Annotated in this window: 16 protein-coding genes; all 16 read left to right on the top strand. The window is 39.1% G+C overall.

Annotated features, from left to right (window positions below):
* The first annotated feature begins 42 nt into the window (after positions 1 to 42).
* The 16 genes from ACXYMT_RS11945 to ACXYMT_RS11870 all read left to right on the top strand — a co-directional run bounded on the left by ACXYMT_RS11945 (position 43) and on the right by ACXYMT_RS11870 (position 13,305).
* Positions 43 to 582 (top strand): DUF3347 domain-containing protein, encoded by a 540-nt coding sequence (locus tag ACXYMT_RS11945; protein WP_265164196.1) that lies wholly within the window; start codon positions 43 to 45, stop codon positions 580 to 582.
* Positions 583 to 665: 83 nt separating this feature from the next.
* Positions 666 to 1,112, top strand: coding sequence for a hypothetical protein (locus ACXYMT_RS11940; protein WP_459059333.1), 447 nt, complete (start codon positions 666 to 668; stop codon positions 1,110 to 1,112).
* Positions 1,113 to 1,475: 363 nt separating this feature from the next.
* Positions 1,476 to 1,847, top strand: a complete 372-nt coding sequence (locus tag ACXYMT_RS11935) for a YHS domain-containing protein (RefSeq protein ID WP_459059332.1) — start codon at positions 1,476 to 1,478, stop codon at positions 1,845 to 1,847.
* 136 nt (positions 1,848 to 1,983) lie between these two features.
* A complete protein-coding gene (locus ACXYMT_RS11930; protein ID WP_459059331.1) occupies positions 1,984 to 4,404 on the top strand; it encodes a glycoside hydrolase family 65 protein in 2,421 nt (806 codons plus the stop codon).
* A 160-nt stretch (positions 4,405 to 4,564) separates the two neighbouring features.
* Positions 4,565 to 4,801, top strand: a complete 237-nt coding sequence (locus tag ACXYMT_RS11925; protein WP_459059330.1) for a hypothetical protein — start codon at positions 4,565 to 4,567, stop codon at positions 4,799 to 4,801.
* Positions 4,802 to 4,805: 4 nt separating this feature from the next.
* Positions 4,806 to 5,018, top strand: coding sequence for an SHOCT domain-containing protein (locus ACXYMT_RS11920; RefSeq protein WP_189602872.1), 213 nt, complete (start codon positions 4,806 to 4,808; stop codon positions 5,016 to 5,018).
* 17 nt (positions 5,019 to 5,035) lie between these two features.
* Positions 5,036 to 5,308 carry a DUF5676 family membrane protein gene (locus ACXYMT_RS11915; RefSeq protein WP_459059329.1) on the top strand — a complete coding sequence of 91 codons (273 nt, stop codon included), beginning with the start codon at positions 5,036 to 5,038 and terminating at the stop codon, positions 5,306 to 5,308.
* Between the two features lie 165 nt (positions 5,309 to 5,473).
* Positions 5,474 to 6,484 (top strand): type II glyceraldehyde-3-phosphate dehydrogenase, encoded by a 1,011-nt coding sequence (locus ACXYMT_RS11910; protein ID WP_459059328.1) that lies wholly within the window; start codon positions 5,474 to 5,476, stop codon positions 6,482 to 6,484.
* 27 nt (positions 6,485 to 6,511) lie between these two features.
* Entirely contained in the window at positions 6,512 to 6,847 is a 336-nt protein-coding gene (locus tag ACXYMT_RS11905) for a P-II family nitrogen regulator (RefSeq protein ID WP_189602875.1), read from the top strand.
* Between the two features lie 16 nt (positions 6,848 to 6,863).
* Positions 6,864 to 7,694 carry a universal stress protein gene (locus ACXYMT_RS11900; protein WP_189602876.1) on the top strand — a complete coding sequence of 277 codons (831 nt, stop codon included), beginning with the start codon at positions 6,864 to 6,866 and terminating at the stop codon, positions 7,692 to 7,694.
* A 2-nt stretch (positions 7,695 to 7,696) separates the two neighbouring features.
* On the top strand, positions 7,697 to 8,536 hold the full coding sequence (locus ACXYMT_RS11895; RefSeq protein ID WP_189602877.1) for an ATP cone domain-containing protein: 840 nt from the start codon (positions 7,697 to 7,699) through the stop codon (positions 8,534 to 8,536).
* 14 nt (positions 8,537 to 8,550) lie between these two features.
* Positions 8,551 to 9,927, top strand: a complete 1,377-nt coding sequence (locus ACXYMT_RS11890; RefSeq protein ID WP_189602878.1) for an MBL fold metallo-hydrolase RNA specificity domain-containing protein — start codon at positions 8,551 to 8,553, stop codon at positions 9,925 to 9,927.
* Between the two features lie 21 nt (positions 9,928 to 9,948).
* Complete coding sequence (locus tag ACXYMT_RS11885; protein WP_189602879.1) at positions 9,949 to 11,451, top strand: thymidine phosphorylase family protein; 1,503 nt, start codon at positions 9,949 to 9,951, stop codon at positions 11,449 to 11,451.
* A gap of 7 nt (positions 11,452 to 11,458) precedes the next feature.
* Complete coding sequence (locus tag ACXYMT_RS11880; RefSeq protein ID WP_189602880.1) at positions 11,459 to 12,352, top strand: ribose-phosphate pyrophosphokinase; 894 nt, start codon at positions 11,459 to 11,461, stop codon at positions 12,350 to 12,352.
* Positions 12,349 to 12,993 (top strand): hypothetical protein, encoded by a 645-nt coding sequence (locus tag ACXYMT_RS11875; RefSeq protein WP_189602881.1) that lies wholly within the window; start codon positions 12,349 to 12,351, stop codon positions 12,991 to 12,993. The genes ACXYMT_RS11880 and ACXYMT_RS11875 overlap by 4 nt, the downstream gene beginning before the upstream one ends.
* Before the next feature lie 6 nt (positions 12,994 to 12,999).
* The gene (locus ACXYMT_RS11870; protein ID WP_189602882.1) at positions 13,000 to 13,305 is read left to right on the top strand and encodes a phosphoribosylpyrophosphate synthetase; all 306 of its coding nucleotides are present in this window, start codon (positions 13,000 to 13,002) and stop codon (positions 13,303 to 13,305) included.
* The last annotated feature ends 5 nt before the right edge of the window (positions 13,306 to 13,310 follow it).

Genomic DNA, 13,310 nt, shown 5'->3' with positions numbered 1-13,310 from the left:
TAATATATGAAAATCAAATATGAATATCTAAAATTAAAAACTATGAAAACTTTAAAAGTAAAAACTGCAGTAGTACTGCTATTAGCCGTTAGTCTGGGTTATAGCCAGGAGAAGAAAATGATGCACCACGATCACGAAAATATGGAGTCGGGTGAGATGAAAATGATGGACAGTAAAATCCCAAAATTTAATAACGAAAAAATAACTACAGCTTATGAAGACTATTTAACCCTTAAAGCCGCAATACTTAAGTCTGATCAAGAACTGGCAAAGAAGGAAGCAGAGCAACTTCTCAACTCTATTGCAAAGTTAGAAGGGACCGATGGATTACAGAAAGTCGCAACAAAGTTGGCTGCTAATCGTAATCTGGAATCGCAAAAGGCTGCATTTTCGGATTTTTCCAGTGAATTTGCTGATTTTCTAAAGGGCAAAGTTGCGGAAAACCAATTGTATTTTGCGCGCTGTCCAATGGCTAATAATAACTCAGGAGGTTTTTGGCTAAGCCACGAAGAGGCAATTCAAAATCCATTTTTTGGAGGAAAAATGCTGAAGTGTGGTAGTATACAAGAAACAATAAAATAAAAAAGACCTGCGTAAGTGGACTGGTGGTTGTGCCCTACTCCCCCCTCATGACTTATCCGGTCCATAAAGCAGGCACAACAAATATGAAAGCTAAAATAAAATTTTTCGCAATTGCGGTAATAGGTATAGGGTTTCTTTCCGGTTGTAATACGGGAGAGAAAGAAAAAGTGCAAACAACGCAAACAGAGGTTAATTCAGTAGCAGAAAGTGCTGTGAAAGCAGAGCATAATTATAGAATTGGAGATCAGGTACCCAATGACCTGGTATGTATGGTCAACGATGCTTACATGGCCAAAGCTCAAATTCCAATAGGTGTAAATGGTAAGATCTACTATGGCTGTTGTAATATGTGCGTTGAAACCCTTAACGAAAAAGAAGCTGCCCGTATGGCTGTTGATCCTGTAACCGGCGAGGCAGTGGACAAATCTGAAGCTTTTATTGTCTTGCTAAACAAAAATGGCACAGTAGCCTATTACAAATCGGAAGGTACGTACAAAAGAGCTTTGGAAGCAGGAAAAGTTAAAAGTTAGATAAGAGATTAAGCCCTGCATATATGGGCCGGTAAATTATCCGTACCCCTCCCCCACAGTATTTACCGGCCCATTGGCAGGCACGATGCATGAATTACCGGAGTGTTATTATAGTTCAATTCCGGTGGAATATTTAAAACTAGGAACTGTCTAGAATCATAAGTACCGTAAAAATCTGTCATGAGGTCTTACAGGGAAGGAAGAAAAAAAGCAAAGAAAAAAAAATCTTGTGCAAATAAAAGCACCAAGAAGGATGAAAAGATTTTTGCTTTATGTGCTTTTGCAGTGCTTTTCTTTTTGGCTCTCTTCCTTGCATTTTTGAGAGACTGGTACTTGTAGTGGTTGAATAAAAAAATTAAAAAAATGAAATGGATTTTTGTGAGTACCCCCAGAAAAATAAATTTTCTAATCATACTCTTGATTTTAATTACCCCCCTGCTCACCTTAACCTCTTGCAGCAGTAGCCGTGTAGATTTAGCTCAAGGTCAACACATGGATCCTGTATGTGGGATAGCCGTTAGCGAGCAAAGTGCTATAAACTACAAATATATGGAAAACACGTATTATTTTGATTCCGAACAATGCCTGACAGTATTCAGAAAAAATCCGGAAAAGTTCCAGAACACTCAGAAAAGAAGGTCTACAAACGGTATGCACATGGGCTGGGCACCAATAAGCGGGATCGTAATGGTGCTGGGAATGACTGCAGCTATGATTATTGGAATAAGTCATTAAGATAAAGAGATTACACAGTAAATATTTTAAAGACACAATTGGAATTTCAACTTTAGAAAGAATATAAACATGACCTAAAATGGTAGTAATAACCAGATGATCAATTTGTAAAATAGAAGTTGACAGCTAAGTTTTCATGAAGATCATCAAAAAAATAGTAGCCATGCAAAACTCGAAACTGGAATATCACGGTTTAAGAAAAGAACAAGAGGGACTCCGGGAAGCCCTTTGCACCCTTGGCAATGGCTATTTCGCCACCAGGGGAGCAGCAGAAGAATCAGAAGCTGATGGCACTCATTATCCGGGCACCTATCTGGCAGGTGGTTACAACAGGCTTAAATCACAAATAGCAGGAAAGACCATTGAAAATGAAGATCTGGTTAATTGGCCTAACTGGCTGCACTTAAGTTTCAGGCTGGAAGGAGATAAGGACTGGTTCCAGTTAGAAAAAAAACAGGTCTTGAATTATGTTCAGGTACTTGATATCTCTGCAGGAATCCTGAGGAGGGAGATGCATTTCATCGATGAACAACAGCGGGAAACTAAGATTATTAGTACAAGACTGGTAAGTATGGATAATCCTCACCTTGCCGCCATCGAATGGGATTTTGTACCCGTAAACTGGTCAGGAATGGTAGAAGTACGCTCTACGCTTGACGGATCAACAAAAAATGAAGGCGTAGAGCGATATAAATCTTTAAAAGGGCAACATCTAAAAATCATTAAAAAAGGAGAAACAGAAAATACCATATCCATTCTGGTTCAAACGAATCAATCCCTCCTCTATATGGCTCAGGCAGCTAGATGCACTGTTTTTTCTAAAACTCAAAAGCTGGATGTAATAAGGAAGTTTTTTCAGGAAAAGGAAAAAATTGCTGAAATATTCACTTTTGATGTGACTCTGGGAGAACAAGTTTCTATAGAAAAGACCGTGGCCCTTTTTACCTCCAAAGATGATGCAATAAGTGAACCGCTCAACGATGCTTTAGAGCAAATAAATGCTCAGGGAGATTTTTCTGTTTTAAAAAGAAGACATTCTGAAGCCTGGAAAAGATTGTGGAACAAGTTTGATATTTCCATTAATGCATCGGGAAACTCTCAGCTCCTCCTTAGATTACACATTTTTCATTTACTCCAGACGGCTTCTAAACATACCATTGGTCGGGATGTTGGATTACCGGCGCGAGGTTGGCATGGAGAGGCTTATCGTGGCCATATTTTCTGGGATGAATTGTTCATATTCCCAATTCTGAATTATCGTCTTCCTGACCTTACCCGTTCCCTGCTCCTCTATCGATATAAACGCTTAGAAGAAGCTAAAAACCTCGCTAAAAAGGAAGGCTATAATGGAGCTATGTTCCCCTGGCAAAGCGGAAGCAATGGACGGGAAGAAAGCCAGGTGGTTCATTTAAATCCGGAATCCGGACGATGGGTTCCAGACAATACATACCTCCAGCGTCATGTGAATCTCGCTATAGCTTATAATATTTGGCAATATTATGAAGTGACGGCAGATACAAACTTCATGAAATTTTACGGTGCTGAGATGCTAATTGAAATCGCTCGTCTCTTTACCGGACTGGCCAGCTGGAGCGATTCAAAACAGCGTTACGAAATAAGAAAAGTAGTAGGCCCCGACGAATTCCATACCGCCTATCCTGGAAGTAATAGACCCGGAATAAATAACAATGCATACACCAATGTCATGGCTTCCTGGCTTTTCTCCCATTCTTTAAAAGCATTTGATTTAATTGGAATTACCCGTCGGGATGTTTTAAAACAAGAGCTGCAGTTGGATGACAGGGAGTTGGAAAAATGGAAGGAAATAGGAAGCAAATTATATATTCCGTTTATTGAAGAAGGAATTATCGCCCAGTTTGAGGGTTATGAACAGTTGGAGGATTTCGAATGGGAAGCCTATCGAAAGAAGTACAACGATATTCACCGGCTTGACAGAATATTGGATGCCGAGAGTGACTCTGTTAATCGCTACAAGGCTTCCAAGCAGGCAGATGTGCTCATGCTCTTTTACCTTTTTTCTTCTGAACAATTAGTACAGCTATTCAAAGGTTTAGGGTATGATTTCACTCCATCCAACATTCCTGGTAACATTAACTACTACGCTACCCGCACATCAGATGGTTCTACTCTTAGCCGTATAGTCCGATCCTGGGTTGTGGCCAGATCTGATCGTGAATGTGCATGGCATTGTTTCAGAGAGGCACTTGTTAGTGATTTTGAAGATGTGCAGGGTGGCACCACACCCGAGGGTATACATCTTGGCGCTATGGCTGGTACCATAGATATTGTACAAAGGTGTTTTACAGGTTTGGAGATCAGAAATAACGCGCTTTGGCTAAATCCCAAATTACCCAAAGAGATCAATTCCCTCCGTATGAAGATCAATTACAGAGGCGTATGGTTACAGCTAAACTTTTCGGCCAACAGTTGCCGAATAGAGCCTCTGGATGAAGTTAAATCCGACATCAAGATTCAATTTAAGAAACAATCTTTTACAATTCCCGATAAATCAACTAAAGTAATTGAGTATCAGTAAAACTAAAGGTAAACAGATGAAAACACATAAACTTCACAGGTAGAAAAAAATATTGGATTTGCAACATTAGTGAGTATTATCATATTTAAAAAATAACCCTTTAGTTAACTTGTTAATATACTAGATAAATAAATTGTTTAATCCTTAAAAATAAACTAAAATGAAAAATCACTGGTTATGGATGATCATCGGATGTGTTTTACCTCTTTTGCTCATCTTTTTGGCCCCATCAATTGGATTGGGTGGTGATGTCTGGCTTTTCACATTTATCATCGTAATGTTTGCCATACATCTAATGATGCCTATGCGGCATGGAGATCATACTCACGGGTTAACCGATGAGAATTTAAAGAAAAAAAGCAAAGATCAAGTAACAAACCAACATCAAAAAAAATAAAGACATGCACAATTATGATGGATTTTTTGGAATGCACCTCATCTGGTGGTTCATCTGGATAGTTTTTCTTATCTGGGTTTTCATGATACCAACACAATGGGGAAAAAAAACAAGAAGAGAAGAACCACTGGACATCCTAAGAAAGCGATTTGCACGTGGCGAAATTTCGAAGGAACAGTTCGAAGAACAAAAGAAGCTATTAGAATCGGATAAATAATTTTAAAATCTGAAAATATGTATCGATTAAACATAAAAAAATTTGGTTTGTCACTCGGTCTTACCGGAGCTCTCCTTTATGTGGGGTGTGTACTGGTGATGGCCACAGTGGGGCGGGAAGGAACAGTAAAGTTCTTTAACAGTCTTTTACACGGCCTGGACACAAGTAGTATAATAAGAATGGATGTGCCTGTACTGGAGGTGTTCTTTGGAATCATCCAGGTTTTCATCTTAAGCTGGCTAATCGGTGCTTGTGTAGCGGCATTTTATAATGCTCAAGTAAAAGGCTAAAGGATACTGCTGCATTTAATGCTTTTGTAATTAAGGATCTCCTTGAGATACACTTTTAATCGAGATAAGCCACTCGCCTGGTGCATCCAAAGCATAATCAGGTTACTTTAAAAACGAAAGTAATGTGAAACAAAGGAACAAGATTAAATTAAAAAATTGGAAGTCATGAAAAAAATAGCAGTAGTAGGTTATGGAGTCATCGGCAAAAGAGTTGCCGATGCCATTGACAAACAACATGATATGGAGTTAACCGGCATTTGTGATATCATAAGTGACTGGCGCATAGAAAATGCGGTAAGAAAAAACTACAATATTTACAGCGCGACACAAGAAGCAGAAAAGGAAATGAAAAATGCCGGATTCTCCGTTAAAGGCGGAATGACAGAGCTTTTAGATCAGGTGGACCTGGTTGTGGATTGCACCCCTAAAAAAGTTGCCGCAAAAAACGTAGAACGATACAAAAGTCAAGGTAAAAAGTTTATTGTACAAGGAGGTGAAAAGCATGAAACTGCGGGCCATTCCTTCAGTGCCGAAAACAATTACCAAACCGCTCTAAACATAGATGCTACGCGGGTGGTTTCGTGCAACACCACCTCCATTTTAAGAACTCTTACGGCTCTAAAAAGGGCAAATCTGTTACAAAGTGCCCGCGGTACTCTTTTACGAAGAGCAACAGATCCCTGGGAAAGCCATATGGGGGGAATCATGAATACAATGGTTCCTGAAAAAGATATTCCCAGTCATCAGGGTCCCGATGCTCAAAGTGTAGATCCCGAACTGGATGTTATTACTGCTGCAGTAAAAGTACCTGAAACCCTGAGCCATATGCACTACTGGAATGTGCGACTGACAAAAAAGGCCTCAAAAGGTGAAGTTTTAAATGCTTTTAAAACGTCGACAAGAATTAAGATGATTCGGTACGAGCAGGGTTTGGTTTCAAACAATACTATAAAAGAAATGTTCCTGGATATGGGAAGACCCTGGGGGGACATGTACGAAGTTGCACTTTGGGAGGATATGTTGAAAGTACAGGGAGACGAACTCTTCTATGCCTATGTGGTAGACAACCAGGCTATTGTAATCCCCGAAACTATTGATGCGATAAGAGCACTCACAGGTATCATAGAAGATGGGCACGTATCCATACTTAAAACCAACCGCACGTTAGGAATATGATTTATCAATAACAATAAATAAGAGGTTATGAAAGAAATAAAAGCATTCATACGGCCAAATAAAATTAAGGAGGTGATTTCTTCCTTGAGGAGAGAGGGCCATTGCTGTTTAACAGTCTTTGAGGGAGAAGGAACCGGCGATTACACAGATCCTGGAGAAGATTGGCCTTCCCTCAAACTACCATTCCTCCACAGCAAGATCTATAAACTGGAAATCGTCTGTGAGGACAGTAAAGTGGCGGCTATTTGTGACATCGTTCGTCAAAATGGCAAAACAGGAAAAAGTGGTGATGGTCTCATATATGTTTCTGATGTCCAGGATATATTTAAGATAAAAAATACCAAAAACGATAATGTGAAATAACTAATAATTTTAAATTATGAACAATATACTTGTACCTACCAATTTTTCTGAAAATTGTCAAAAAGCAGAGGAGCTAGGGCTCAAAATGGCTAAATTTTACAATTCGGAAATCCATTTCTTCCATTACGTAAAAACCCCGGTTGACTGGGTTCGACTGGACAAACAGAAGGAAGATCTATACCCCGAAACAAAATTAAAGATTGGCAGCGCGAAGGCAGATTTGAGAGAATTAGAAAAAAAAGCAGAGGGCCTTGGACTTAAATGCAGAACCTTTTTGGAATATAATGGTGAAATAAGCAACATCCTAAGCCACTGCGGTCATTTTGAACATGATTTTATAGTTACCGGTAGTAGTGGCACAAAAGGAGGAATTCGTGAATTACTGGGAAGCAATGTAGAAGAAATAGTGAGAAAAGCCGAGGTGCCTGTCATCGTAGTTAAAGATAAGGATGTTTCTTTTCCTTTTAAAGACATTTTGTTTGTCTCAGATTTTAAAGAAGATGTGACAGAAGAATTTCAACACGTAAAATCACTTGCTGAAAAATGTGATGCACGTATCCATTTATTAAAGGTGAATACTACAACAGATTATAATAGTATTGAAAAGAGTCTGCAACCTATAAAAGATTTCCTTGAAAATTTCCCAGGGCTCACAACTTACTCAATGAATGTCTATAACGAATCGGGTGTAGAGGAAGGAATAAATGATTTTTTGATCTACAAAAATGTGGATCTTATTGCCATGTGTACGCACGGGCGCACGGGATTTTTAAGTCTCTTCTCCAGTAGCACCGTTGAAAAGGTAACCAACCATTCTGAATTGCCCGTTATGACAATTAAAATGTGACTATGAAAAGATCAGTCCTGGTTAAAAAGTCTTCGGGTGAGTATGAGGATTTCCAAATTGAAAAACTCATCAATTCCCTTAGGCGGGCGGGAGCAAATGAGGTTATTGTTAAGGATATAGCTCATAAGGTGTATGAACAGCTTGAAGAAGGGATGACCACTAAAAGGATCTATGAGGCAGCGTTTAAAATGCTTAAGGCAAAATCGAGAGTAAGTGCCTTTAAATACAAGCTTAAAAAGGCATTGATGGAATTAGGCCCTTCTGGCTTCCCATTTGAAAAGTTGGTAGGCAAATTATTGGCACACGAAGGATTTGAAACAAAGGTTGGTGTGATTGTACAAGGCAATTGCGTTCAGCATGAAGTGGATGTGATAGCGCAAAAAGGTGAAAAACATTATATGATTGAATGTAAATACCATAGTGATCAAGGCAGGTTTTGCAATGTAAAAATTCCTTTGTACATCCATTCCCGTTTTTTAGATGTGGAAAAACAGTGGAGACGTAAAAAGGGTCACCAGAACAAAATCCACAAAGGAGGTTTATATACCAATACACGTTTTACATCTGATGCCATAAACTATGGCAATTGTGTTGGCCTGCTAATGACCAGTTGGGATTATCCAAAGGAGAGTGGACTCAAAGATAGAATTGACCAGGCGGGATTGCACCCCTTAACAGCCTTAACAAGTTTAACGAAAGCTGAGAAAACAAAATTATTGGATGAAGGCATTGTTCTCTGTAAAGAACTCCACGAAAGTCCGAACTTGTTGGATAAAGTAGGGATTCCCAACTCCCGACACAAAAGAATTCTGGAAGATTCACTTGAACTATGCAAAATCTAATCCTAGAACAACCGATGAAAACTAATCAAATAAACATTCACTTTTTGGGGGCAGCAGGTACAGTAACCGGCTCAAAATATTTAGTGGATACAGGAGATAAAAAGATACTCATAGACTGCGGACTTTTTCAAGGGCTAAAGGAATTACGCCTTAAAAACTGGGAGTACCCACCTGTTAATGTTGCAAATATTGATGCTGTTTTGCTCACCCACGGCCATATGGACCATACAGGTTATCTGCCGAGGTTGGTGAAACAAGGCTTCAATGGTTCCATCTATGGTACGAATCCTACTTTGGACATTGCAAAAATCATATTGAACGATAGTGCAAAAATTCAGGAACAGGAAGCAGAACGTGCCAATAAAGAAGGCTATTCCAAACACAGTCTCGCAGAACCGCTTTACGATTTAAAGGATGTAGAAAAAACCATTCCGCATTTTAAGGGCATTCCACAAGCACAATGGATTCCGTTATTTGATGGTATCAGGGCTCGGTTCCAGTACAGCGGGCATATTCTGGGTGCAACTTATATTGAGTTGGATATTTATGGAAAACGCTTTGTCTTCTCTGGAGACATTGGTAGAACCAATGATTTATTGCTCTATCCACCCCTTAAACCAAAAAAAGCGGATATACTTTTCGTTGAATCCACTTACGGAGGAAGGTTTCATCCTGATGAAGTAGAAGCGCTTCCAAAAATCGAAAAATTAATCAACGATACCATCAATAGAGGTGGCAGCTTATTTATTCCCAGTTTTTCGGTAGAGCGTGCCCAACTAATGATGCTTATCTTTTGGAAATTACTCAAGGAGAACAAAATCCCTAAAGTTCAAATGATTATGGATAGCCCAATGGGTGCCAACGTATTGGAACTGTTTCATAGAACTCGGGATTGGCACAGATTGGAAGACAACGAATGTGACGAAATGTGTTCACATTTTACACTTGTTAGCAGTTATCGCGAAACAATGGAATTAAGAACTGATAACAGACCAAAAATTGTAATTGCAGGGAGTGGAATGCTCACAGGCGGAAGAATGCTCAACTATCTTGAAACACAGGCACAAAATCCAAATAACACCTTGCTTTTTGTAGGCTATCAAGCTGAAGGCACACGTGGTAGAAAGCTGTTGGAAGGTGAGAAAGAACTAAAAGTCTATGGAATATGGGTGCCTTTCAATATGCAGGTCGCTGAAATTGAAGGTCTCTCGGCACACGCAGACCACGCAGAACTTATAGAATGGATGGGCGACATTAAAAATAAGCCCGAACGTATATTCATTGTCCACGGTGAAAAAGAAAGTGCAGAAGCATTACAAAAAGGTATCAAGGAAACCTATGGATGGAATACAGAAATTCCGCAATTATACACCATCGAAGAAATAGAATAAATCCCAGCAATCAATAAAATAATGGACCCACACTCAAACATACTAAAATATAAACATCTCGGGATTTACACCCAAAACGAATATGTAGTGTATATGCGTGAGGATTGCCACGTCTGTAGTTCTGAAGGGTTTGTAGCACTAACAAGGATCAGGATATCAAATGCAACCACCTCAATCGTCGCAAGCTTGAACGTTTTGAGTTCCGGCCTTCTTTTACCAAATGAAATAGGCCTTTCGGATGCTGCAGCAAAAAAACTGAATGTTTCCCAAAATGAAATGCTGTATGTTTCCCATTTGGAGCCTATTGAATCGTTAAGCCACGTAAGAGCTAAAATCTATAATCAAAAACTGGATTTTAAAGCCTATAACAACATCATCAACGATATCGTAGAAGGCAATTATTCTAACATTCACCTATCGGCATTTATTACAGCCTGTGCGGGCGACCGAATGGATATTGATGAGATATGCGACCTTACTAAAGCAATGATAGCTTCAGGAAGACAGTTGGACTGGAGTAAAGATATTGTGGTCGATAAACATTGTATTGGTGGTTTACCAGGCAATAGAACAACCCCATTGGTAGTAGCTATTGTTGCCGCTTATGGACTTACAATGCCTAAAACTTCGTCACGTGCCATCACTTCACCAGCTGGTACAGCAGATACGATGGAAGTATTGACCAATGTAACGCTCTCTTCCGAAGAAATAAAAGCTGTAGTCGAAAAAGAAGGAGGATGTTTTGTCTGGGGAGGTACAGCGCAATTAAGTCCTGCCGACGATGTGCTCATTAAAGTTGAAAAAGCTTTGGATATCGATAGTGAAGGTCAGCTCATCGCTTCTGTACTTTCTAAAAAAGCGGCGGCAGGTTCTACTCACGTTGTCATTGATATTCCAATTGGTGAAACCGCCAAGGTTCGCAGTACTGAAATGGCTCTAAAATTAAAAAATCATATGGAAACCGTTGGCACTGCTGTTGGGTTGAAGGCAAAAGCTGTGGTTACTGATGGAACGCAGCCTGTTGGAAGGGGTATCGGTCCCACTTTAGAAGCTATTGATATATTAAAAGTTTTGAAAAATGAAGCTGATGCACCTAAAGACCTAACAGAAAGAGCATTGCTTTTAGCCGCTGAACTATTTGAGCTTTCTGGAAAAGAAGAAAAAGGAAAGGGACTGGAAACAGCACGTCAAATTCTCAAATCTGGAAAAGCTTATGAAAAATTTGTGGCCATTTGCAAAGCACAAGGACGCTTTTCAAAACCTGTTTTAGCACCTCATAAGATGGAAATTACAGCCGAAAGATCCGGAATTTTAAAAAGAATTGATAACAGAAAAATAGCGAAGCTCGCAAAGCTTTCAGGAGCACCTCAATCTATTTCGGCAGGAATTCTATTAAATATCCATTTGGGAGAACAAATAGAAAAGAATCAATTGCTATATACTTTATATGCTGAATCCAAAGGCGAACTTAACTATGCATTGGAATATAAAAATAACCATAACGACATCATAACCATAATTTAAACGTGCTATGAAAACAATATTATTTAGCCTTCCCGGAAATGAAAAACTTACAGAGCTTTTAGCAAAAAAAATGGATGCTGAAATAGGGAAAGCCAACGTGCGTAAATTCCCTGACGGGGAGTCATACACGCGTATATTATCTGATGTTAAAGATAAATGTGTGGTACTGGTATGCACCTTGCACGAACCGGACGAGAAACTGCTGCCTCTATATTTTTTAAGCCACACAGCCAAATCCTTGGGAGCAATGTGCACCTGCTTGGTAGCACCCTATTTGGCGTATATGCGTCAGGACAAAGTATTTAATGAAGGTGAAGGAGTGAATTCCGGTTTTTTTGGAAAATTGATTTCAGGTTTTGCCGATAGCATTATCACAGTTGACCCTCATTTGCATAGAATTAGTTCTTTGGGAGAAGTGTATCAAATTCCAAATAAAGTAATTCACGCTGCTGATGCCATTTCAGAATGGATCAAGAAATACATCAAAAACCCGGTACTTATCGGGCCCGATTTGGAAAGTGAACAATGGGTTTCCGAAGTCGCTAAAAATGCTGGCGCACCTTTTACGGTATTACAGAAAGTACGTCACGGCGACCGTGACGTGGAAGTCTCTGTTCCTGATATGGATAAGTACAAGAATGCCACACCCATTTTGGTAGATGATATTATTTCCACCGCGCGAACAATGATTGAAACCGTACAACATCTGAAAAAAGCAGGAATGAAACCCCCTATCTGCGTAGGCATTCACGCCGTTTTTTCAGGAAATGCCTATCAAGATTTATTGGATTCCGGAGTAGAAAAGATAGTTACCTGCAATACCATTCCGCATCCATCCAATGGCATAGATTTAAGCAATATTATTGCAAAAGAGGTAAAGAAATTAATGCACCATATATGAGAAAACAAGGATTTATAGTACTATTTATCTTATTCAGCATCACAATGACTGGACAAACGGAAATGCTTATAGGGCAGATTTCAGGCAGAGTGGTCATTCGTGAGAATTTTGATGAAAAAGGTGCTTTTCTCAATAAACAAATATTTGAAGCGGGTGAAACAATAAAGAAAAATGGATATTATGAAATTGAGGTAGTTACAGAATTGTTGGATAAAGACAAAAAATTGACCGATAAATACACCACGACCTATCTCTGTAAGCCTGATGAAGCCAGTATTATAATAATGGCTTTGCCGTTTTCCAACCCAAAATCAAGGCAGACCAAGGTTAATACCACCTCTGAAAAATTTAAAAGGCTTTACGATTTGGACAACCTTGAAAATATAGAATTGGAAATGACTTTTGATTCGGGACTGCTCGATTTTTTTGGTTCCAAAAGTATTATAAAGATATATGACCGAAAGTTCAATGACAACAAAAAAACTATTAATTCAAAGATCAATATTAAGACCTATGCGTGGGGGATTCGCATTAAGCAACTAAATTATACTGTTAACGAGAAATTAAATGGACAAGGTCTATTGAACTTTCAAGAATTTATCGAAGAAGACAACAGTTATTTTACAATGACTTATAAATAAAAGAAAATGAATAATTACGACACCCTTTCAGAAGCTGTGAATGGCCTCCAGGCCAGAGGTTACAAATATGATTTTAATTTAAAGCCTCACTGTCTTGAGTGCCCCTCTTTAAAGCTGGAGATACACCCACAGGATTTTTTGGTCAATGAAGTATATAGATTTGAAGGAATGAGCAGTACAGATGACAACAGTATATTATTTGCTATCTCTTCCCGTTATGGGGTCAGGGGGATTTTGGTAGATGCATACGGTATCTATTCAGAAAATATTTCGGAAACAATGCGAACCAAACTAAGACAAATTAACCAGTAAATTCA

It is taken from the genome of Salinimicrobium sp. CAU 1759 (genome assembly GCF_054482715.1).
The sequence above is the reverse complement of the archived record's forward strand: the minus strand, read 5'-3'. Positions and strand labels throughout refer to the sequence as shown.